This is a genomic window from Pseudomonas sp. AP19 (genome assembly GCF_001728855.1).
GTDB lineage: Bacteria > Pseudomonadota > Gammaproteobacteria > Pseudomonadales > Pseudomonadaceae > Aquipseudomonas > Aquipseudomonas fluorescens.
Window position 1 is genome coordinate 78757 of the sequence record NZ_LXJP01000006.1, and the last position, 22094, is coordinate 100850.

The window sequence follows — 22094 nt, forward strand, 5'->3', positions numbered from 1 at the left end:
TCACTGTTCCAGTGAGGTGGCGGTGATCAAGACGGGGTAGTGCTCAATCTGCAGGCGGGTGGCGATGTCGTTGCCGTTGACCGGCAGGATGGTGATGTCCGGAGCGGCTGCGCGAATTCGGGCCAAAGCTTCGGTATCGGTTACTTCAACCGCTAGACCGGCCGCGCCCATTTCCTGCAGTTCAGTCGCGCGTTGACGCAACCAAGCCAGTGACTGGGGGTCGTCACCCACCAGGAAAAAAGGCCGCAAGCCCGGCATGTTCAGGGCGCGAGACGTGATCTTGCCGGGGCTCAAGTGAGAGCTGCGAACGGGCAGTATCCAGGCTTCGTCGGCAAACGTGGACAGGTCCGCAAGCATGGCCCGATCAGGCTGGGTCTTGATGTTTATGGGCGACCTGGCAACCTGAAAATGGGGGCGGGTGAAGTCGCTAGGCTGATCCTCGGCAACGCTCAGTTCCGGCTGGGCGAAAGGTGCCAAGAGCAGGATGCAATAACAGGCAATGGTGATCCGCTTCATGGTGGTGTGCCCTGTTTAAAGGAAATCAGCAGCTGTTCGAGTCTCTTGGAAAAGCCAGCACGGTAGCGTGCTGCCGGCGCGCCTCCTGCCGGACGGTGATAGCGCCCGGCAGCCAAGACCCAATCACCGGTGGCGGCGTGATGCTCCTGCAACAGCGTGGCGGTCACGGCGAGGTTTCGGTAGGGGTCGAGGGCTTCGCAGGGGCTGGAAAAACGTAGTCCGTGATAACCCAGGTTGGTTTGGCCGAGTCCAGCATCGACCCGCTTGGCGTCATGTCGGGCGAGTGCCTGAAGCAAGGCGTGACAGGCGGCCTGGCGAGTGGCGAAGCGGTAGGGGGTTCCGGCGATGTTCAGGGTCCACGGCCAGGGCAGCAGTCGACCACGGACGCGGATACCACTCTCCTGCAGGGCAATCGCGAACAGCACCGTAGAAGGGATATCGGCGTCATGCGCCGCCAGTTGGTAGGCAGGAGGCGGAAGTTCGTCAGCCTGGACGGCGAGCATAGTCAGCATGAGCGCAATACCACTCAGTCGAGGCGTTGCCATTGTCCATTCACCTGTCGGAACGTGGCGGGCAACGGCCCCGGGGCACCCAGGCCGAACCAGCGACCACGGTCATGGTTCAAGGTGATCTGCTGGCGTTGGACCTTGACCGGATCGATGTCCGCTTGCCGAGCCCAGCGACGGACGCGTTCATCCTCGCCTTGGCTGCCCACCAGGTAGATATCGAACGCCGTGTCACTACTTTGCAGACGCTGCGCTTCGGCGGTGCACGCCGGGCAGTGGTCCTCCACAAACAGGGCCTGGCGTGGCATGACCGATGAGCTGGCAGGGGGCGGGGACGCCATGCCCTGGATCGGCAGCAGCCCGGGAAACAGCTTGGTCCAGGCCGCGGTGTAAGCGTTTTGGTAAGCCAACTCGTGCTCGGCACGTTTGGCTTCCAGCGCTACCTGTAATTCGGCATAGCGCTGGCGCTCTTGGTCGGTCTGGGCCTCGACCCCGAGTGCGGTCAATGGATCGAGGTTCGGGCTCCAGAAACCGCGCGGGCCGGCTTGGATCTGTTCGAAGCGCGTCCACTCCTGCTCCGTCAGACCCCAGCTCGCTGCCTGTTCAGAGTCAGAGCGCGCCAGCGGAGCAGACTGCGTGTCCTGGGTCCGTGACTGTGTCGTGACGGGGTTACCCATTGCAACGCCTGTGGTCAGCAGCGAAACGAGACAGACAACGGCGGGCAGTTGCGCTCTGTTCATGATTGCGTCTCAAGGGAGGTGCACGGTCTGATCTGGCTGAGCGGCCACCGCGAAGATGGCTGAGTTCGGCTCCAGTATTTTCAGGCGCCAAGCCCCTTGCTGCTCACCGCTATGTAGCAGCCGGACATCCGTGAGCGAGCGACTGTCATGAGGTGCGACCACCAGAAAGCGCTCACCACCGCGGGACTCGACACTCAATACTGAAAACGGTGGCGAGAGTGGGGCGGGGTTGGGGCGAACGGTCTTTTTCGGTTTGGTCGAAGAAGGCGTCGGTGGTGGAGGGAATGACTTTGTCTGCTGCTCGACCTGTTCAAGGCGTGCGCGCAGCGCTGTCAGGTCTGCCTGGGTGGCGCAGACTGCGAGACCATCGCGCAGTTCCTGTATCTCTTGCGCCCACTGATCCAACATGGGATCGAGGGTATTGGCCTGTTGCTCACCGGTATCGACCATCTGCTTCAGGTCTTTCAGCGCGTACTGCAACTTCTCCTGGGCGTCCTTGAGGGCGCTTGAATCATGTTGCAGGGTGTCCAGGGTTTGTCGGTATTGCGTGTTCGTGCTCTGCAGTTCGGCCACGCGTTGATACTGGTTATACAAACCACCGCTCAGGCCGGCGACCGCCAGGCACAGCAGCCCAATGATGAGGGTTTGAAACGTCGAGGCTTTCATGGGCGTGACTCCGACTGATGGGGCGCGTCGGGTGTGCCCCGCACGACCCCGGCATCCATTTTCTGCTGTTCGAAGCAGACCGAACGGCCAACTTCATCGGTCTTGAGTTGCCAGGCGGGGCCAGCGAGCACTTGCAGCGCGCTGTGCAACGGGATTGGGCCAAGCCGGTAATGAGCTGCGGGCAGAGGGCGGGTAAACAGCACCTTCACCGACGCGGAAACTGGACAGAGCGAATAGCCCGAGCGCTGCAATACATACTGCAACGCATCCTGCACTGAAGGGCTCAGGCTGGATGGGATGCTCACGTCAATAATTTGGGCAAGAAGATCGCGTTGTTCCGTGGTGGGCTCGGTGCTGACCAGTGTGTAGCGGCCATAACGAAGTTCTGCCGGATGCCTTTCGTCGGCTGTGGCCCTGGAGTGCTGGGCCCGATTGGAGCCACTGTCTATCTCTGGATTGGTCGGCAAAGGGTCGGGGATTTGCGCGGTACAGGCGCTCAACAAACCCAGCAGGCAGACAGGCGTGAAAAAACGCTCCATGGGAAAAACCTCATGTCAGATTCAGTGCAGAACCTGACACGAGGTGAAGGAACGATTCAGTGAGAAAGTTGATTCAAGGTGGGTCGTGTTAACGCTGAACACGTTGCTATTCATCGAAAATGGCGAGCCCATCCAAGACGGCAGCGTCGGGGTCGAAGATCAACAATCGCACATCCGCCAATGCCGCCAAATACAGTACGTTGACCAAGGCTTCCGGTGTGCCTGCGTCGAGTTGTTCTTGTCTCAAGCTCGAATGACGGTTGCCCTCAATGTTCAACAAGTTATCGTCCGTCCATGGCGTGCCGATCAGTTTGCACCCGATACCGCAGCAATCTGGCAACGTGAACAGCTCGAACAAGAGGCCGGTTTTGCCTCGGAGCCGAGTGACTGACCCACGCCTCAAGACACAGCATCGCTTCATCGGGAAGGTGTGCGGTACTGATTTCCCAGGCTCGACTGTAGTGTCCCGTTTCGAAGCTTAGGCGATGGACCATGGCTTGGGCTTCTTCCAGGGAGTACAGGTCGCCGACGTGATGCCGCTTGTTGAGCACTTCGCCCATCACGGCGTAGATCACTTGGCGCACCAGCCCGGTGGATTGGCAGCGTTCATCCAACTCCTCCCGAATGGATTGGCCTTCGCTGATCAACGCGAAATCGTCATTGAACAGGCAGGGGAACAGTTGCAGTTCATCGTCGGGCAGATGGGCCTGTGCGTCGTGTAGTGGTCGAAAGCAGGGAGGGCAGTCGTCTTCGTAGGTGATCAGTAGCAGCCGTTCGATATGCAGGTTGCCGTAACCGCGAGTAAATGGGTTTGAGGCCATCAACAGGGCTGGGGCTTGGTGTGTGGGGTTCATGAGCGTTCTCCAGGATGAAAATGAATAAGGCGCCCGAAGGCGCCTGTGAGGGTTACAGCCAGCCATGTTCGGCCAGGGAAAGCGGACGACCTTCACCCACGATGAAGTGATCCAGTACGCGGACTTCGATCAAGGCCAAGACCTCCTTCAATCGGGCGGTCAAGACGCGATCCGCCTGGCTGGGTTCCGTGCAACCAGAGGGGTGGTTATGCACAAAAATGGCGGCCGCGGCGTTATGCACGAGAGAGCGCTTAACCACTTGGCGGGGGTAAACACTGGCGCCATCAATGCTGCCGTGAAAGAGGACTTCGAACGCCAACACCCGGTGCTGGGCATCGAGAAATATCACACCGAAGACTTCATGCTCTTGTTGCACAAGATGCAGTTTTAGGTATGAAGCCACGGCGTCAGGCGACATCAGGTTAGGGCCGCGGGCGAACAGCCGACGATCCAGAATATGCAGTGCTTCGTCGATCACCTGGTTTTCTTGGACGATACGATCAGCCTCGAAATCCGAGGTCTCAATCAGTGTGAGTTGGGTGCTCATGGTAGTACCTCCGAAGGGAACAATCAGGGGTACACGCCCGAGGGGTGTATTGTCCCCGAGGTGGGTGTGGAGTCGCGGGCGTTAGCAGATGGCGCGCTGTTTACAGCCGCGTGAATCGGTGGCGTTGACCGTGTAGGGACGAACCACAACCGTCGCAGGGCAATGGGGAAAAAGCTTTTATTCCCCAGCCAGTTTCGGGATCGAAGTCGGCACTGATGGGCATTAACAGAACCAGTCCTCGATGGATGCCGGCGATGCGTTTCTCAATTTCATCCGTCGTGTAATAGAGCGATAACGTGCTGTAGTCCTCGTAAGCAGTAGCGAACACGCAGTCGTCGCAAAGCCAGAAGGAATCCATGTGGTTCTCCTGTGCGGATTGAAGAAAAGGCGCTCGACGGAGCGCCTTGCTGAGGAACATCGTGGACTGTTCAGGCGGACTGAACGGTACGGGTGGCATCACGGCGGGCCGTGCGGGGAGTGGGTGGAGATTCAGGTTCGACCCGAGCCTCTGTTGGGTTTGCGGTCTCCTCAGCTTCGGTATCAGCCGATGAAGGGGATGGCTCACTGTTTGGCGCTTGCTCAGCAGGTGCTGTTACTTCCTGCCTGGCGGGCGCTTTGTATTCGAACGTGCCGTTGACCTTGATCCAGTCAATGAACAGCAAACGACCTTTCAGGCTGGCGCCCGGTTGACCTTGTTTATCGCCTTTCTCGTAGAGATACGGATCGATCCACAGGTCGCCGATACGGAACGACAGCAAGACCTTTTTCTCGGCTTTGACGGCGCCCATATAGAGACGAATCAAGCGTTCAGCTTCACCCCCAGCGACTTTGCAGTCGAAACGGGTGTACTCCACCGCATCGGTGGCACCGTGCAGGGCTGCGATATCGCAAGCCATGAATGGCTGGCCGCGGCGGACTTGTACTTCACGAACACGGTTGAGATAACCGATACCGACGGTGTGCAGATTGAAGTAAGTGGTCGCTTCTTGGGAGTGGTTGGCGTGGGCCATGGTGGTTCTCCTGTTTCAAGGGAAAACGGCGACGCACAGCCCCTGACGGGGAAGTGAGCCCCCGTCAGGGTGGGTAAGGTGAAGGCAAGCGATGAACGACTCGGCACCGGCAAGCCGATGACGATCAGAACGATGCGTCTGGAGAAATAGCGGTGCAGCAGAGGAGCATCTGCGGTGGTGATCCGCAAGCATAGGGTAGTGGGCATTCATCACCGCTGAATCGGTAACCGCGCGAGCTTCCGAACGCTGATCGCACTTGGGTAAACCACCACGAACGTGGCGTAGCCTTGAAGGTTCAAGCTACCTGGGCTGGGCTGTCAACGACAGCGAACCACGCCCTTTGTATAAGCCTGTCATAGGGGAGCGTCAAGACGCTGCCACCCGATTTTTTATGGCCGGAATATAGTGGTAGTCACTGGACTGAAGAAAGTGAAGAGTGCGCCTGGCGGGGTGCCAGGCGAAGAAGAGAAAAGCCACCTTTGACGGTCGTACGCAGTCGACAAGCTCCTCGCAAAACTGTATTCACTGCGTCACGCTTCGCCAACCGACCCTTGTCGTGGCCCGGGTCGGAACATGCTGGCACGCATCCGCGCACAAAGGGTGCCCAGTGTTTCCCCGGTGGGCTCCGGAACTGAATACGATCGCTGAAGCGGATGACCGCTATTGCCTGGTAGAGGCAACAGTGGTCATCCGCCACAGTGATCAGGTCGAGCACAAATCAGGAATGAAATTCCGCAGAAAGAGAAGGCTCCGAACTCAAGGAGTTCGACCGAGCTGCCCGGAGCTATTCGGTCTTGGGTCGCCGTTGGCGATGATCCTGAGACACTACAGCAGAGAGGGTGGGATCACGTCAAGCCAGTGGGCGATCCCGCATAAGCCACTACATTGAGCACGATGAAAGAGGTTACTTACTGCCGAGATGAGCGGCCAATTGTTCGACGGTTGCCAGGATAAAGGCGCGGTCACTTTCTTTGCCTTGGCCCGTGAAATCGGACAACACTTTATCGACTTAAAGAGGGATCAGCCGCCGTTGATGATGCACTGATCAGCACATCACCCCAATACTCATGCCGATCTACAGTGAAGCGTCATGAGCGACGCGTATCTTTTCTGATCGGCACTGTTCCCTTACAGTCGGGGTAGTGGGAGCATGACCAGAACGGCCCTGATTTCCCCTTTCGCCTGCGCATTGAGGCGTTGCAAATGGGGCAGGTCGGGCCGGCTTCGACCGGTACCGCCAAGGTGAGTGCGCCACAGTGTTCGACCAATTGTGCAATCCAGTTCGCCTGCTTGGCGACGAACGTATCCAGGGTCAGTCGTCCCGCTTCGATTTCGTCCAGAGCCTGTTCCCAGATCGCGGTCATACCCGGATCCGCGACAGCAGCGGGTACCGCCTCTATCAGAGTATGGGCCGCTGCGGAGGCCATTAAGGCGCGTTTTTTCTTCAGCAAATAGCCGCGATCAATCAACCCCTTGATGATGCCGGCTCGGGTGGCTTCGGTACCGATTCCGGTGGTGTCCCGAAGTTTCTGTTTCAGGCGTGGGTCGTTGACCAACTTGGCCACGTTTTTCATCGCCTTGATCAGATCGCCTTCGGTGAGAGGTTTGGGAGCGGCAGTGCGCATGGATTTGAGTTCGACGTCGTTCACTGCGCATTGAGTACCCTGTTGCAGGACGGGTAAGACTTGGGACTTTTGACTGGGCTCATCCTCCTCGGTGTTTTCGTAGAGCAAGCCTTTCCAGCCCTGGTTCAGGATCTGTTTGCCAACAGCAGTCAAACGCTCTCCGCCGCACTCCAGTTCGACCTGAGTTCGATCAAACTCATGATGCGGAAGAAATTGCGCGAGGTAGTGGCTACGAATCAGTTCGTAGACTTGGCGTTCTTGTTCGGACATCCGCGCCAGGTTCGCCGGCTCGGTGGTGGGGATGATGCCGTGGTGCGCGGTGACCTTGGCATCGTTCCACACGCGGGAGTGCAGTGATCGATCGAGTCTTCCGAATGTGGGCTGCAGCGCCGGATCCGTTTTGAGCAGGGCATCGAATACCGCGGGTACCTCATTGAACATACTCTCTGGCAAATAACGGCAATCGCTGCGTGGGTAGGTGGTGGCTTTGTGGGTTTCATACAGGGCTTGGGCGATGTTCAGGGTTTCCTGAACGCCGAGTCCCAGCTTGCGCGAGCAGACTTCTTGCAGTGTGCTCAGGTCGAAGGGCAGGGGCGGAGGTTCTCGGAAACGCTCAGTCTGCAGCGAGAGTACTGTGGCGGTCTTACCGCTAGAAATCTCTTGGGTCGCCTGAATGGCCAGCGCTTGTTGCAGGAAACGACCTGCCTCGTCCTGCCCTGAACTGGGAGGTAACCACGACGCGATGAATGGTTGCCCCATTGAGGACAGGTGCACCTCCACTTCCCAGTAGGGCACCGAGACGAAACTGGCAATCGCACGATCCCGATCGACTACCAGACGTAAAGTGGGTGTCTGGACGCGTCCAACCGACAATACACCGTCGTAGCCCGCCCGCCGACCAAGAAGGGTAAACAAACGACTCAGGTTCATGCCGATCAGCCAGTCGGCTCGGCTGCGGGCGAGGGCTGAGTGGTAAAGCAGGAAGGTCTCCTGACCAGACTTTAGTGAGGAAAGTGCGTTGCGAATCGACGCCTCGTTGAGGGCGGACAACCAGAGGCGCTGAACGGGGCCTCGATACCTGCAGAGTTCCAGCAGTTCGCGGGCGATCATTTCACCTTCGCGATCGGCGTCGGTCGCGATGACAACACTTGAGGCTTCACTCAGCAGGCGTTTGATGATTTTGAACTGCGCGGCGGTCTTGGGTTTGACCTCGACCTGCCACTGCACGGGAGTGATCGGTAGATGATCCAGCGACCAGGATTTGTACTGAGCACCATAAGCTTCAGGTGGGGCCGTCTCCAGCAGGTGACCGATACACCAGGTGACGGTTGAGTCGGTGCCGATCAGGCAGCCGTCACCACGCCGGCTGGCTCCGAGCACCTTGGCGATGTCACGACCCTGGGACGGTTTCTCGCAGAGGAAGAGACGCATAGAACTGCTCCGGATTGGGTTCGGAGCAGCGTTGTTCGAAGTAGCAGGGGCGAGATATGAGAAACCTGAATGGCAGGTTCCTCATATTAGTCGGTGAGGGCAGCTTTGAATGGGCCGAGGCTGCTACCTTGTAGGGTGGGTAACAGGGCGGGTTTTCACGAACAGCGAGTAATAACTGGTCGGCAACTTCGCGCAAAGGCGCAATTTTTATGCCTGATGTCTGTCAGGTCGACGGTGGTGGCCCTCTGCGTTTCTTAGGTTTCGACGCCGGTGAACTGGCCTGCTCTGTACTTTTCCCAACGTGTGTCGCAGATGCCGCGGGTTCACTGGATCGTTCCCGCATAATCACGCTGTGCACCCGGTGGGGCAGGACACCGACTCGACGGGCCTCGATCTTGAAGGTTACTCGTGCGTTATCTTCGCTGTCCTCCCACTCGTCGCGTACCGTACGACCTTCGACCAGCACCCGCATGCCTTTCTGATACAGCGTGCTCCAGTGTTCGGCCTCTCGATGCCAGAGCTCAACCGGGGCCCAATAGCCGCCTCGATCTTCATAGTTGCCCTCCCGTGGTACGGGGTTGTCGAAGTACACATTCAGCCGTAGCAAACGCCGGGGCTCGTCATTGCCTGATGGAAACTCCTGGAACTCTGGCGCACTGCCGATATTGCCTTCGCCGACGAAAAAAGTACTCATCGTGATACCTCCGCTGCGGGTGTGAACTGGCACAGCAGCCGTTCGGCGCTGGCCATTTTGATCGCACAGGTCGTGGCCTGGCGGTAGAGCGAATGCACCACACTCATCTGTAGGTTCAGTGCAATGCGCTCGCATTCGAAACGGTGCAATCTCTCCCGTATGGCCTGTGGCAGGGCATTGTTGCAGACCTGGCGTTCCCAGACCGCTACGCCCATACGGGCGAAGTCACGGGTGCGCCAACGCAAAAAGGTGCTGCCTGCGCTGGTGTTCTGCAGCACCAAACGAATGTCCAGCAGCGAGTAAGGGGGCTGCCCAGCCTGCTGTACCACAGCCTCCATCAGGTGACACAACTGTGCCTCGATTTCCCTCGCTACCTGCGCCAGGTGCTCCAACTCCCCCTTACCCTTAAAAGGTTTTAAAAGGCCTTTTAGGGAGGCTGCGTGTTCGAGCTGTCGATAGGCATCGTGTGTTAACACTTCTAGGCTCATCGGTTGAACCGGGGTCATCGGATTCATGCTTCGTCCTCCGGCTCATCCACCGTCGCAGATGGCTCTCCCGGTTCCGCTGCCAACGCGTCAGCGTCATCCACTGGCACAGCGCCACGACGAATGATCGGCGGCGCGAACTGGGAGCGGCGAATACCCTCAAGAATGTCCAGTGGAGGCAGACCCAATTTTTCGGTGGCCGCCAAGGCACGGGCGTTGTTCGCCGCCATGTCATCGCGTGTGACGCCGGAATGCCGATAGCGCTGTGCCTGCCCGAACAGGCTGCGCAGCAGATGGGCGCCGTCGTCGATCCAGGCTTCCATGTCGATGCGACCGATCAGGGCAGTGTGATGGGCCAATAGGGTACGGCGCACCAGGGTGTCGTAGTCGGTCAGCAGGTAGACCGCCAGAAAACCCAGTTGGCTGCCGATGTACAACGGCAAGGTGACGGGGTGGATGTTGAGGTTGTCGCCCATGTCGATCTGTGTCGGCAGGTCCTGTCTGATCCTATCCAACTGTTGGGTCAGTTCCAGCATCCCAGCCTTGGCCTGCATCAGTTTTTCTTCGAGTTGCACGATGGCCCAGTCGGCATAGGGATCGTCCTGGGCCGCGGTTTGTTTGATCAGGTTGGTGACACTGATGTAGCCGGCCATGCCCATGATCGAGTGGACGCCTTCGCGTGCGGTCCGACCTTGCCAGATACGGGCGGCGTGGTGAGTGTGCAGGGTCAGGGTAATGCTGCTGCGCAATGAACCCAGGTTGAGTTGATAGTGATCGGCCACGGTGTTGTCCTCGCATAAGCTTGGACAGGAACGTTGCGACAGATGAGGGGTAGGGACAGCCAAAAAGCTGAATGCGGTCTGTTCGGTTTGGTGTGAGAGGGTTAATTTCGGAGGCGTTCGCGATTGAGGTCACTGGCATCATTTTCATGGTTGGCGATGGCTGTATCGGTCGAATTGCGCAGGTTCGGCCCTTTGCGATTTCACAGTAGAGCTCAGTAGATTTGATGCCACTGGCATCAAATCTACTGACGTCCAGGGCGTTTTTCGCGCAGTTGGCGCAGCTCATTCAGGCACGCTTGGGCGAGGGCGGAGGCGGGTTCGCCCTGTCGTCGGGACGGGCGTGCGGGTGCTGTTGGGGGCAGTTCTGCAACGGGTGAGGGCTCTGTCTGGCCTGCCCAAGGACGAAAGTCGCCTTTCAGTGCGCGCTGGATCAGGCCCATCAGATAGGCCGCGGGCTTGCGAATACCACCGGCCGCACAGCGTGCACCGGCTTCGTTGAGCACCGCCTGCCGATCCGCTGGTTTGAGCTTGTTCAGCGCCACGGCGACGGCCTGACGCTCGCTTGGACTCAGGTGCAACGGATCGGGCCAGTGCAGGTTATCCACCGCTGGGGTCGCGCGCGGTACAGTACAAGTACTTTCTTTTAATACAGTACAGGCGGCGCTCGGATTCCGAACGGTGCCGGAAACACTGGCGTTCAGACTCGGTTCGGAATCCGAACGAGGGCCTGCACGATTCCGAACGAGGGCATTTTCTCCCGGTTCGGAATCGTGTAAAGCGTCATCGGTTGCCTGATCCAATCCTTGCTGCGTCCAGTGCTCGCCCCAGCTGTCGAGCCGGGTGGGGAGTTGACCCAGATCGATATGGGTGTCCTGTCGAATTTCTTCCAAAACATGCTGGGCGACGATACGCACAGCCTTGGTAGCATGGCCGAAGGCATGCCCGACCAGTTCCAAGTAATCTCGATCCAATTCCATGGCTTCGGCGGGGGTTAACGGCTCATCGTGCAGAACATACAGAGAACCTTGAAGACGTCCGCTGAGCTGATCGCGTCCGCGACTCACCAAACTGAGCCAGCGCGTCAACCTGAGCATCGTCAACACCCGAGCAATGGTTTCACGGGAGGCTGACGCACCGTAGGGCACGCTCGACAGGTAAGGCTGCAAATCCTCATAGCGCGGCGTGACCACGCCCTGGCCTTGCAGCATGAGTCGAAACACCTGCCAGGCATTGCGTTCCAATGGAGTCAGCCGATTATCCAACAGCAGGCGACGCGGCACGACTTCGTGTGATTGCCCACTGAACAGAAAACCAGCCTGCAGAGCCTGGTTGGACGGTTGTTCGGTGGTAGGGCGTGCGGGCCAGCGTTCACTCAACTGCTGGGTGCATTGCTGCAGGACACGCTGCCAGCGACTGGAAGGGGCAGTGTTCATGTTCCGTTGCTGTACTGGTCGATCTGCTGCCAAACGATGGTCAAGCTAATCTGTTGCTCCTCCGCCAGCATCATCATGGCGTCGAGCTGATCCTCGGTACCGTCCTGAGCGCGTAGCTGGCACCATCGCTGCCAGAGCGCATGTTCCTGCGCTTCGCTCAAATGCTGAGGACGGCCCTTACGAGTTTCTATCTTGAGCAGACGTCGACGCAAGGCGGTTTCCGAATGCGCCAAGCCGAAGCACTGATACATGATGGTGCTGCTGGCACCTAACTTGAGCGCTCGGTTGATCAACCGTTCGTTCTGCTCGTCGCGTTCGGCTTGCTCGATCAACCGATGCAGCACCGGCGAGTCAATCTTGACCTCAACCCAGGGTACAGTGGCATGGGCCAGGCGCGACAGCGTGGTGGGCGGTAAGGATTGCAACAGATAGATATCATCCTCACCCAGTCCGAGTGCCTTGCAGCGTTGCAGATTACCCAGGCGCAGTTCATGCAGCACCTGGGTCAGCATGGCCTGGTTGAGCACATTGAAGGACAGGCTCATAGCAGCTCCTTCGGTGAGTCGTCTTCAGGGGGAAGTGTTAAGTCGATCAGGCGACGGGCTAGGCGGATCAGGCGATACAGTTTGATTAACAAGCTGTCGGGCAGTCGCTCCAGTCCCACATCCACAGCGGGACGATCTGTCAGGGGGAGTTGATAGATGCCCAACAACAGTTGGCCGAACAGGGCTGAGGGCAGTTGCTTGCGATCCTCCCAGTTCACGTCGTCTTGAGCGCGCAACAGAGCCAGGAGCATTAGGTGAACGCCGGTCGCGCGAGGCGCGGCAAGATCAAGTCGCTCGATGTTCAGAGTGAAACCCAAGCCAAGCTGCTGATCGATGATGCTCTCGGGATGTCCGGCATAGGTCGCCATTTCCCGCGCCAGTCCGGCAATGGCTAAACGCAGTTGTTCGGGGGTATCCAGCGTTGGTGTGATCGTCCAGAGGTCGTCGATTGGGCAGGTTTCGACTGGAGACGTCGCTTTGGTGGCTATCTCGCGATCGATTTGCTCACGAATCTGTTGAACGCGTGATCGAGGATTGACCGCTGGTGAAACATTTGTTTCGGGTTCTGCGAGCAGTTCTTCTGAAACTGACTCTATCCTGCTCTCGACCTGAGTTGATTGTGATTCAGTGTCGGAGGAGGGCGGTTCTGCCGCGGCTTCATGTGCGCTTGGCGGATAGATGTTCTCTGAGGGCGTGGTAGTGACAGCCCCAGGCGTGGATCCGACCCGTTGGGTATCGCTCAGCTCCAGGGCCAGCATACGGTAGGACTGTCCGAGCAAGCGGCTCATGCGTTCGAGTAATTCATCCTGGATCTGCTCAAGATCAAAGGATTCAGGATCGCAATCGAAGTAACCCATGGTTTCCAGCCAGAACTGTGCAAATGCAACTGTGGCGGTTGGATAACGGTTCCAGGTTCGCTCTGCCTGACTACGTAGAGCGATCAGGCGTTCGATCTGGGGCTTGCCCAAACCGGCATACAGGGTTTGTGGAATGGCGGGCAACAAGTGTTCGAGGGTGTCGAGCATCCGGCTGATGTGCGACTGTGAAATAGGGTAACCCCCAGCGGCAAGACGTCGTGCCAGTTCACGTTGCGAGAGCACAGCTCCCTCTGCTTCGAGCATGGTTTTGAGTTTGGCCACCGCCAGAGCCCGTTCGATGAAGGTGAGTTGGCCGTGCAGATCGCTTTCGGCCAGATGGCCGAGCAGGGCAGTGATTTCATTGCTCCAAGGTCGGAACAGGCAATGAATGCGAAAGAAGCGCTCGTCGCGGGTTTCCTGCCACAGCTCGCCGAGAATTGCCAAACGCGTATTACCGCCGTTGCGGATGATGAAATAGGTTTCACCCGGGCGGCGGGTAATCGGTGGCGGTTGATCCAATCCGCGTTCACGGATCGAAGCCTTGATATCGTCGTATAGCGGATTACGGATGAAGCGCGGGTTATGTTCGTAGGGCCGCAACTGCTCCAGCGTGACCAACATCGGCGTGTCAGTAGGTGGATCGGACAACCGCTCCAGTTCTGGCCCTCGAGGGAAATGGTCCTGGTGCAGCTTGTCGGTGATCTCTTGCTGACTGAGCTTCTTCATCGGAACAACCTCAGTTAACGCCGGTTACGCAAATGGTCACCGACCTCGAACTTGACGATCTTGGCAGTCCCCGAACCTTCGAAATGTCTGGAAAGCTCTGCGAGGAGCCAACCCATGGCCGAGCGTCCACCCTGCAGGCGAAAGACGACAGTGCAGTATTCATCGCCAGATGGGTGGTGTGGTCGAGTGAATGGTGGAGCGATGATGGGAAGTTGATCCAACATCAGAAGACTCCTTGCCAAACGCTGTTGGCTATAAGGTCGAGCAAACACAATGATTGGGCGAGAAGTGCCGGCATGGTGAATGGTGTCATTTAACCTCCGTGCACCTGCCCACCCTAGAAATCGCTTCGCGCCATTCCGGAAACAACTCGATGGCCAGCGCTTGCATGGTTTCCATCGCGGATGGCGAGCGTCGTTCCCGTGACTGGCGTGTCTCGACTCGCTGGACCGGTAGGCCAAGGGAGGCGGCGTTGAGGTACGCCACTCGCTCAGGAATTGCGGTGTCTAGAACCGAGATGTTGTTAGCCCCTGCGAAGGTCTCGCGCAGGCCACGGATGATCATCCGGGTGTCCACTCGAATGGCATTCACCTGGTTCAGGAGCAGTCGTAAGGGTGGGGGTGGAATGCCCAGGTGGCGGAAAGGTTCGAGTTCGCTGAGTAGCTTCAAGGTGCCACGCTGCAGTTCGCGGGCGGCGAGCATTTCCGGGGTGATGGGAGAGAGGGCAAGGTCGGAGGCCAGGATGGCCATCTCCAGCAGCACGCTACGCGCACCTTGGGTGTCGATCAAAAGCAGGTCGTAACGGGCGCGGAAGTTGTCGAGCAGATTGCGTAGGCGTAATCGCCCGTCAGGGGCGTGCAGCAGCAAGGTACTCAGTCGACCTTGATCGTCGTTGGAGACGATCAGATCGAGCCCTGCAATCACTGTCCTGGAAATAATCTGGGCAGGCATAGCTAGGTTGAGTGCGATGAACTCGTACGCACCGGCATCAGCCTTCTGGCTCAAGGCGTAATAGCTGGAGAGGGTGGGTTGGCTATCCAGATCCAGTAGCAGGACGCGTAGGCCTGCGTCAGCCAGTAGGCCGCCGAGATTGGCGGCTACTGTGGTTTTGCCCACCCCGCCTTTGGTGGAAACCACCGATACCACACGCATGGCATCAGGCCTGTTTGCCTAAGCGTTCAACGACCCACTGCTCGATTTCTAGCGAGTCCCAGCCGACTGCCCGCAATCCAATGCGTTTAGCCTGAGGGAATTTACCTTCCTTCATCAGGTTGTAGATGTGCGCGCGTTTGAAGCCGGTTTTTCGCTCCACCTCGTCACGTCGCATGATGTGGCGTTCTACCTGCAGTTGAGGTGCTTCAACGATGGGTAAGGATTGGCTGGACATGCTGGTCACTCCTGGCGCCGATTGGCGCGTGGTGGGAAGTGACCTGAATTGAATAGCAGAATTGGGGGAGAGTCATTGCACTGCAATCAGAGGTATTGCAGTGCAATTGCTCCACTCAGATATCTTTTTTGAGTATGCGATTGGCTGCGGCGAACTTTGCATCCAGCGTGCGTTTGCTCAGACCAGGATCGTCTTTGCGATGAGCTGAGATGGAATTGACGATGGAGGATTGACTATCAAATACTGAGTGCGGTTTACCTGATGGCGAGTGTCCTAAGATTAGTTCAAGCAACGCCCCTATGACTTTCAGGTAGCCGATTTCACTGCGGTCACTGAGTTTACTGTTGGACTTTAGTAACTGATGGATATTTTCTCTTTCCAACCCCATTGCCTCAAGCTCATCGAGTAGTTGTTGATAAGACGCTTCTATATTTTTTATCCGCAATTGCATTGCATCTCGGTCGGCTTGTAAGGCCAGATAGGTGCCAGGGCTGATAGCTCCTTGTTGGTTGAAGGACTGTTCGAAAAGAAAGCTTGGTCTTTGGTCAGGGTAGTAGCGCGCCATCCAAACTCTGAGGTCAGTATGACGGATAGTTATCTGACTGCAATCGATGGGCGTGCCAATCGTGACCGACACGCCGAAGCAGCCATAGGCCAGGTCGCCATGGCGAATGGCATCTATAATTTTTTCGGTATTTGCCTGTAGGCAAGGCCATTGGGGGAAGTATTTTGACAGGAGCGCAGGACAGTCCCAAGCCGATTCTAGTATTTGGGTTTCATGAGCCATGAGATTGCACCAGCGTATAGCTGCGTCAATGGGCCGATAAAAAATTTTTGCAAAAACGTTGTAGCTATCGGGTTCATACATAGGAGCAGCCTCATATTTGAGGGAACAGATCCGCTAACTACGTTTTTATGGCCTTTACTAGCTGGGCTTCCGTGCGGCAACTGTCCCTTGATTCGGTTTTATTTGTTGGTAAATCGATATCATTTTTTTCGTGAGAGATCCGAGCATTAAGCACCTAATGAACTCTGGTTATCGAGTTCTTACGCTTGTTTCAATTGACGATTTAGACGCACAGCACCACGGTGCTTCTCCCAATAACCTATGCATCGCTAGACTTTGAAAGAGCTTATTCTGTGGTGCAGCAACTGACTTTGCTTATTCAGGAGTCGTGCTCCATCAGCCAAGTCATTGACATAGTGGGAGACTCCATCACTCAGTCGGTGAATGGTGATGATATTTTCGTTCACCGTTTCCGCGACAGTACTCTGCTCCTGAGCAGCCAAAGCAATGTGTTGGTTCATTTCATTGATGCCCTGAATGTTTTCGCTGATTCGCGTCAGGAACTCACCGACTTGCCGTGAGGTGCCCACCGCATCCTGCAGCGCATTCTGGCAACCCTCCATGGCTTCTCGTGCCTGATGCGCTGCGCCCTGTAACTGGGTGACAATATTTTCAATGACTTCGGTCGACTGGCGGGTCTTTAGCGCCAGGGCACGGACTTCGTCAGCGACCACTGCAAATCCTCGTCCTTGCTCACCGGCTCGTGCGGCTTCGATGGCGGCGTTCAGGGCGAGGAGGTTGGTCTGCTCGGCGATCCCGCGAATAGTGACCACCATCGCACCGATCCCCTCGCTGTCTCGCATCAAGTCACCCAGTTTCAGAGCGGTATGGGCTATCTGTGTCCCCAGGCGTTCGACCATTTGCTGGCTGGCGTCCATCATGGCGTTCCCTTCGCAGACATGGGCTGCCGACTCGCGTGTTTGTGCGCTAGTGCTCGAGGCGTGTCTGGCAACCTGGATGGCGGATCGAGCGAGTTGCTGCACGGAAGCGGCTACGGATTCGACCTGCTGAACCTGCTGGGCGGTAGCGTGCGAGGTGTGACCAGTTGTTATGTCCATTTCACCGGCATGCTGATCGAGAGCGCTAGAGACGAGCCCGACATCCGCAATCAGGTTCGATAGCCGTTCAAGCACTAGGTTGAAGTTGCCAGCCAACTCACCAATTTCATCAGGGCAACTGGCATCTAGGCGTTTACTCAAGTCAGCTTCACCTCGTGCTATCTGCGCCAGGCAAAGGCTGACCTCTTTGACTGGTCGCAGAATGTGACGCCGGGTCAATAGCCACACAGTCCCCAAGGTAGCGAGCAACAAAACTGCGGTGACTGCCAAGTTTTGCAGTAATACAGTTTTCAGGGTCGTTCTCAGCGCCTGGTTGTTGAACTCAATATCCAGCATAGCCAGCGCCTGACCATGATGCATTACCTGTGTGTTGAGCCGGAAGGAGACATTAGCCGCGTTTTTCTGACTGACAGAAGTTGAACGTTGCGTACGGGAATCGCGCACCGTTAGTCCATTAACATCGGGGGCGCGCAACAGTTCATTCAGCAAATTTTCGATCTGAGCCTGATTACCACTCGCGAGCGGTTCGCTTAGGGATTGTGCCGCAAGCTCAAGTAACGTAGTGGCTTGCCTGAGTTGCTGTCTGCTCAACTCCCGAGACGTGAATTGATAGTTGAGCGTCGCGACAGCGAGTGAAACGCAAAGCATGACCAGTGTGAGCGTCATCATCATTTTGCCTGCGAGCGAATATTGCATCATGGATCTCGTTTTATTGGCGTGGTCTTTCAGCAGAAACGATGCAGGGTTAATTTCATCCTGATGCGACTCGCGGCATTGCGGAGTAGGCGAGATAATCGGCGAAACGCGGATCTGAAATTTGTGTAGAATTAAGAATTACTGAGGTAGCACAAGTCATAGGCGATCTCGGTGTGAACGACGGATATGTTCTCGGTAGCGCTAATCTTCAGTGCAGCCGGACAAACGCAAAAGACACACGAACGGCTATTGTGCTCGGTAGGAGTTACCTGCAGATTGCCGTTCAGCTCGTTGAGGCCCACCTTCCATTTGTCGACCCACTTCCATATCCAATATTTATTTCGACGAACGGTTAACTTGGAAGCCAACGCGTCCGTGGCGGTGAAGAGTTGAGCGCCACCTCGACGTATCGCTACATCGAGGATAATGCTCTTGACCTCAAAAGGTGTGCGCGTAACGTACCTGCACGACGTAGTCGTTGCGTGCGCGGTTCTCTACTTCGGTCTCACGATAAGTGTTGAACCAGACACCATCACCATCGCCTACTTTCCAGAACACCCCAGGGCCAATCCCAAGCACTTTTTCGCGAGAGTCGGCGAGGCGGTGACCATTGACCTCATCATCACTTATTTGTTTGAAGTAATACCCATTGAGGCCAACTGAGACGTTGGGTATCACTTCATAGGAGGCAGTAAAGTTAATCCATGCCGCTTTGCCTGCCTGGGTATCACGCACAGGCTGACCTTCGAACAGTTGCACTGAACTGCTGGCTGGGTCCTTGTTTTTAAAGTTTTGCAGATAGTGCAAGCGCCAGCTCACTTCCCAGCGGGGTGCGGGCATCCAGGTCGCCGCCCAGTAAGGATTGATCGAGTAGAAGTTAGATCCTTGGTTGAGGTCCTTGTGTTCATCGTATTTACCGACGGGTAACAACACATCCAGTGCCAGGCGCTGGACGAAAATAGGTCGTCCATGCTCATCGACAATAGGATCGAACTGCACCAGCGGGCCGGTGGTGACGTCGCCAACTCCAGTGGCGTTGTCCTTGAGTTGTGGACCGTTGCTACCAAAGTCACCGTCGAGTGAAACGATCGGCACAATGATGTTCCAGCCCAGGTGTGCGCCCGCGCCAATAGTGTTGGGCGAGTAATAGCTGAGTTGGTTGATCAGGCTGGTGACATTGATCTTCGGGTTATCAAAGTCTTTGATTTCCTTACCCGAGTTATTTCGAATCGAACTGGCGCTGGTGTACTTCAAGTATTGCTGGAACGAAAAGCCGGACAGGCCGGCAAATCCATCGTAAAAACTGGTGCCTCCTAGATTGATCCCGTTCGGCTCCCCAACGCTAGGCGGTGGAGGGCCGTTGGCGGCTACAGTTTCTAGGGACGAGAGAGTGGCGAGGACTAGCAAGGCTGGACAAATTTTTTTTATTGTGTTCATCGTTGTTGGCTCTATTGTTATTTTTTTTGGCGCTATTTGGTAATTCCCAGAGTGCTTTTGCATCAAGCAATCTGGGACCAATGTGCTTTTGGCACATTATTTTTTTGCTTGCGTGGTACCTGGGCTCGCGGCATCAGACGCTGAGGGCTTTGCTCGGAATCGATGGAAAGGGCAACCCGCGACTTTCGCCTGCTCGCTCTGCTGATCTGGTGTTCTAGATGCACCCGCAGAGCGCTTGGCGGCATGCGCCACTTGCCGGCGTTCCGTGAAGGTGTCCTTCGGATCAGGGATCACCTTTTCCCCCATCCACAGAAAACCGGCAGTAAACAAACGCAATGCTTTCCTGGCCAACGGTGAGGGTCGTTTGAGTTCGTAGGCGCGGATCAGATGATCGGGATAAAGACTGATCACCCAGGCAAATACCAGAGAGTGTGAGAACTTTGGAAAATAACGATCGGCGAACTGTTGGATTATTGCTCGCGCCGCCGGTGGGCCCATGTCGTGTTTGGGAACATCCTCACTTTCCCAGCGATCCATGAAGGTCATGATTCCATCAAAGGAATCAGGGAAGCCTGTAATCGCTTCGCCCGTCCCGGCGTTGCGAAAAATGGTTGACATCTGGTGCCAGTATTTAACAGCGGCGAGCTTCTCTTTTTCGCTCATGCCCGCCATACCTACGCGTTGCATCAGGCGATGCATGCCGGCTGCTTCATAGCAAAGCGTGTAGACGTAGGTGTCGTTGCGGCTGAAGCTCTCGCCAAATCGCTGAGCGTAGTGGGAGTGTATTTTGTTTATCGACTCAACGTTTTCGCGGGTCTTGTCGTGGTGTGAACCGTAATGCCACCAAACCTGCATCTTCCAGGATGTGTCATCGGAGCGTCTGAATGAGTTTTTTAGAATTTTCCCGTCACCGTTGTCAATGAGAGGCAACGCGTCCAATTCCCTTACGAAGAAGTGAGGGAAAGTGACGGCGTACACAAGATTCATGATGAAGTCGGTTGGCCGATAAGCCGCAGAGAGTTTCCAGATCTCGTCATAGTCGGTAGCAGGGTCGAGCTGATCAATACGCGCGGCGATCCATTTGCGGGTCATCGGGTTTTCCTCTTATTTTTGTTGTCATCTCACTGGGCGCATGGTCATTGCGCTTCCTGCGGATGGCTTACAAGTTAGAAGAAGTACCGAGCGCAGTCATTAGGCCGGAAAACCAAAATAATGATTGGTTTTGGTATTGCAGTACGGCGGCCCTCAAGCGCTTGAAACGTGCGTTGATGGTCTATCGACTGGGATACATCAATCTCACTGTTTACCTGTTTCTATTCCCTTTCATGCTTGAGGACACGGCCCTCGTACTGGGTGATCAGGTGCAAGGCGCAGCGTATTTCGAGCTCTCGTTGCTTGATAGGGCAACCCAGCAGTAGTTCTATCTGTTGCAGTCTATACACTAGCGTGTTGCGGTGAATACCTAGCGCTTCAGCACCGTGGAGCAAGCTGTTGCCTGACTGCAAGTAAGCGCTGAGTGTTTGGCGGTAGCCGCCGGCTTTCTCTGATTTGTTTGCCAGAGGTCCGAGCACGGAGTCGACATACCACGCGGCCTTTTCAAGATCCTGACCGACCAGGATCGTCAGGACATGGTCAGCCCAGCGCATGACGCCTTTGATTGGGGAAAGGATTGCAACGCTACTGACATCTCTGGCTTGAAGATGGGTACGCCTGAACCCAGCAGGGCCCTTCGCTGGTTCACCCAGTGCACATTGAGTTCCACTTAATTGCCCCAGTGTTTCTTCAAGTCGTTTCAGTTGGGTCGGAGTAGGGGCGCGCGGTGTACTGACCCAAGCCCATGTCAAATGCTGAGTGAAGGAAACTACCAGCGGTGTATCGCCGATGATTGCATCTTGTAAATTGCGTTGTAACTCACCCAAGTCTGAGCTGAGCTTGGTGTTGAGATCAGAAATAATGATACCGACATGGAAATGCTCAAGATCCAGGCCATGATCTTTTTTGATTTGCTTTAGCTCGAATAGTTGAAGCGCGCCCGCATTGCCGATCAACTTTTCCACAAGGGCGCGGCGTCTCGCGATTTGACTTTCCATCAGCACCTGACGCTCGTCCAGGTAGCACAGCACAAAGTGCTCGATGATTTCATCCACCACGCCTGCACCGTTGGTGACTAACCGTTGAACCGTTGAGGGTGCAAAAGTCCTGGACGCCGACGCGGTGAAAAAATGATTGACCCAGATAGTCTGGTTGGCTCGCATGTTTTTGACGATGCTGCTGAACGGTACTTCGCGACGTGCAGCTTGTCGCGCCATTGAAGGGATCAATTTCAGCGTAAAGTGCTCACTGTTTCTCGATAACGAACTCATGAATATATCGAGGATGAGCGTTTCAAGGTTGAGGCGTATCTCTGGCGTCGGCAAGTCAGGCACCGTTTGAAACTCGTCCTGCAAGCGCTTGAGGGAACTGGCGGCCTCCTCAAGCGCCCAGGCCACCGCACCTTCACCCATCTTCAACACAGCATTGGTCAGATGATGCTGACCAATCACCGCCTTGGAAAAAGCTTCCTCGACCGAGCCTTTTGGCTGCAGGTGAGAATAGAGATCAGTAGTCAAACGGTACTCCCTGTGAGTCGTAATGATTATTTATGTACGCATCACGCAGCCGCCCGTGGGGATCCAGCGCACTGTGATTGCAGTATAGCGTCGCGGTGATACTG

The 22094-nt window shown here is 56.3% G+C and carries 23 protein-coding genes and 2 pseudogenes; all 25 read right to left on the reverse strand.

Going from position 1 to position 22094, the window contains the following annotated elements:
• The 25 genes and pseudogenes from A7D21_RS07295 to A7D21_RS07410 all read right to left on the reverse strand — a co-directional run bounded on the left by A7D21_RS07295 (position 1) and on the right by A7D21_RS07410 (position 21990).
• Positions 1-516, reverse strand: coding sequence for an integrating conjugative element protein (locus A7D21_RS07295; protein ID WP_069551368.1), 516 nt, complete (start codon positions 514-516; stop codon positions 1-3).
• Entirely contained in the window at positions 513-1061 is a 549-nt protein-coding gene (locus tag A7D21_RS07300; protein WP_069551369.1) for a lytic transglycosylase, read from the reverse strand. Before A7D21_RS07300 ends, A7D21_RS07295 begins: the two co-directional genes overlap by 4 nt.
• Positions 1043-1762 (reverse strand): TIGR03759 family integrating conjugative element protein, encoded by a 720-nt coding sequence (locus A7D21_RS07305; protein ID WP_069551370.1) that lies wholly within the window; start codon positions 1760-1762, stop codon positions 1043-1045. The genes A7D21_RS07300 and A7D21_RS07305 overlap by 19 nt, the downstream gene beginning before the upstream one ends.
• A 9-nt stretch (positions 1763-1771) precedes the next feature.
• Positions 1772-2428, reverse strand: a complete 657-nt coding sequence (locus tag A7D21_RS07310) for a chemotaxis protein (RefSeq protein ID WP_069551371.1) — start codon at positions 2426-2428, stop codon at positions 1772-1774.
• Positions 2425-2967, reverse strand: coding sequence for a PilL N-terminal domain-containing protein (locus A7D21_RS07315; protein WP_069551372.1), 543 nt, complete (start codon positions 2965-2967; stop codon positions 2425-2427). The genes A7D21_RS07310 and A7D21_RS07315 overlap by 4 nt, the downstream gene beginning before the upstream one ends.
• 106 nt (positions 2968-3073) lie before the next feature.
• Positions 3074-3821 (reverse strand): annotated as a pseudogene (locus A7D21_RS07320) (ABC transporter substrate-binding protein).
• A 52-nt stretch (positions 3822-3873) separates the two neighbouring features.
• The gene (gene radC, locus A7D21_RS07325; RefSeq protein WP_069551373.1) at positions 3874-4368 is read right to left on the reverse strand and encodes a DNA repair protein RadC; all 495 of its coding nucleotides are present in this window, start codon (positions 4366-4368) and stop codon (positions 3874-3876) included.
• A gap of 100 nt (positions 4369-4468) precedes the next feature.
• A complete protein-coding gene (locus A7D21_RS07330) occupies positions 4469-4726 on the reverse strand; it encodes a hypothetical protein (protein WP_069551374.1) in 258 nt (85 codons plus the stop codon).
• Positions 4727-4796: 70 nt separating this feature from the next.
• Positions 4797-5378, reverse strand: a complete 582-nt coding sequence (locus A7D21_RS07335; RefSeq protein ID WP_069551375.1) for an STY4534 family ICE replication protein — start codon at positions 5376-5378, stop codon at positions 4797-4799.
• Positions 5379-6466: 1088 nt separating this feature from the next.
• Complete coding sequence (locus tag A7D21_RS07340; RefSeq protein ID WP_069551376.1) at positions 6467-8434, reverse strand: DNA topoisomerase III; 1968 nt, start codon at positions 8432-8434, stop codon at positions 6467-6469.
• A 223-nt stretch (positions 8435-8657) separates the two neighbouring features.
• On the reverse strand, positions 8658-9128 hold the full coding sequence (locus A7D21_RS34215) for a single-stranded DNA-binding protein (protein WP_083272166.1): 471 nt from the start codon (positions 9126-9128) through the stop codon (positions 8658-8660).
• Complete coding sequence (locus tag A7D21_RS07350; RefSeq protein ID WP_069551377.1) at positions 9125-9643, reverse strand: DUF3158 family protein; 519 nt, start codon at positions 9641-9643, stop codon at positions 9125-9127. Before A7D21_RS07350 ends, A7D21_RS34215 begins: the two co-directional genes overlap by 4 nt.
• Positions 9640-10395, reverse strand: coding sequence for a PFL_4669 family integrating conjugative element protein (locus tag A7D21_RS07355; protein WP_069551378.1), 756 nt, complete (start codon positions 10393-10395; stop codon positions 9640-9642). The genes A7D21_RS07350 and A7D21_RS07355 overlap by 4 nt, the downstream gene beginning before the upstream one ends.
• A gap of 242 nt (positions 10396-10637) precedes the next feature.
• Complete coding sequence (locus tag A7D21_RS07360; RefSeq protein WP_069551379.1) at positions 10638-11828, reverse strand: STY4528 family pathogenicity island replication protein; 1191 nt, start codon at positions 11826-11828, stop codon at positions 10638-10640.
• Positions 11825-12373, reverse strand: a complete 549-nt coding sequence (locus A7D21_RS07365) for a DUF2857 domain-containing protein (RefSeq protein WP_069551380.1) — start codon at positions 12371-12373, stop codon at positions 11825-11827. Before A7D21_RS07365 ends, A7D21_RS07360 begins: the two co-directional genes overlap by 4 nt.
• Positions 12370-13956, reverse strand: a complete 1587-nt coding sequence (locus A7D21_RS07370; RefSeq protein ID WP_069551381.1) for a ParB family protein — start codon at positions 13954-13956, stop codon at positions 12370-12372. Before A7D21_RS07370 ends, A7D21_RS07365 begins: the two co-directional genes overlap by 4 nt.
• A 14-nt stretch (positions 13957-13970) precedes the next feature.
• Positions 13971-14180, reverse strand: coding sequence for a hypothetical protein (locus A7D21_RS34220; protein ID WP_076964377.1), 210 nt, complete (start codon positions 14178-14180; stop codon positions 13971-13973).
• An 85-nt stretch (positions 14181-14265) separates the two neighbouring features.
• Complete coding sequence (locus tag A7D21_RS07380; RefSeq protein WP_069551382.1) at positions 14266-15108, reverse strand: ParA family protein; 843 nt, start codon at positions 15106-15108, stop codon at positions 14266-14268.
• Positions 15109-15112: 4 nt separating this feature from the next.
• Entirely contained in the window at positions 15113-15343 is a 231-nt protein-coding gene (locus tag A7D21_RS07385) for an AlpA family transcriptional regulator (RefSeq protein ID WP_020300882.1), read from the reverse strand.
• Between the two features lie 115 nt (positions 15344-15458).
• Positions 15459-16211 carry a hypothetical protein gene (locus tag A7D21_RS07390; protein ID WP_069551383.1) on the reverse strand — a complete coding sequence of 251 codons (753 nt, stop codon included), beginning with the start codon at positions 16209-16211 and terminating at the stop codon, positions 15459-15461.
• Between the two features lie 248 nt (positions 16212-16459).
• Positions 16460-17248 (reverse strand): methyl-accepting chemotaxis protein, encoded by a 789-nt coding sequence (locus tag A7D21_RS36575; protein WP_371101270.1) that lies wholly within the window; start codon positions 17246-17248, stop codon positions 16460-16462.
• Between the two features lie 69 nt (positions 17249-17317).
• A pseudogene (locus A7D21_RS36580) lies at positions 17318-17947 on the reverse strand (HAMP domain-containing protein); the annotation flags it as partial.
• 435 nt (positions 17948-18382) lie between these two features.
• Complete coding sequence (locus A7D21_RS07400; protein ID WP_047531106.1) at positions 18383-19381, reverse strand: transporter; 999 nt, start codon at positions 19379-19381, stop codon at positions 18383-18385.
• Positions 19382-19477: 96 nt separating this feature from the next.
• The gene (locus A7D21_RS07405) at positions 19478-20473 is read right to left on the reverse strand and encodes a hypothetical protein (protein WP_047531104.1); all 996 of its coding nucleotides are present in this window, start codon (positions 20471-20473) and stop codon (positions 19478-19480) included.
• Positions 20474-20694: 221 nt separating this feature from the next.
• A complete protein-coding gene (locus A7D21_RS07410) occupies positions 20695-21990 on the reverse strand; it encodes a CdaR family transcriptional regulator (protein ID WP_069551384.1) in 1296 nt (431 codons plus the stop codon).
• Positions 21991-22094: the final 104 nt, after the last annotated feature.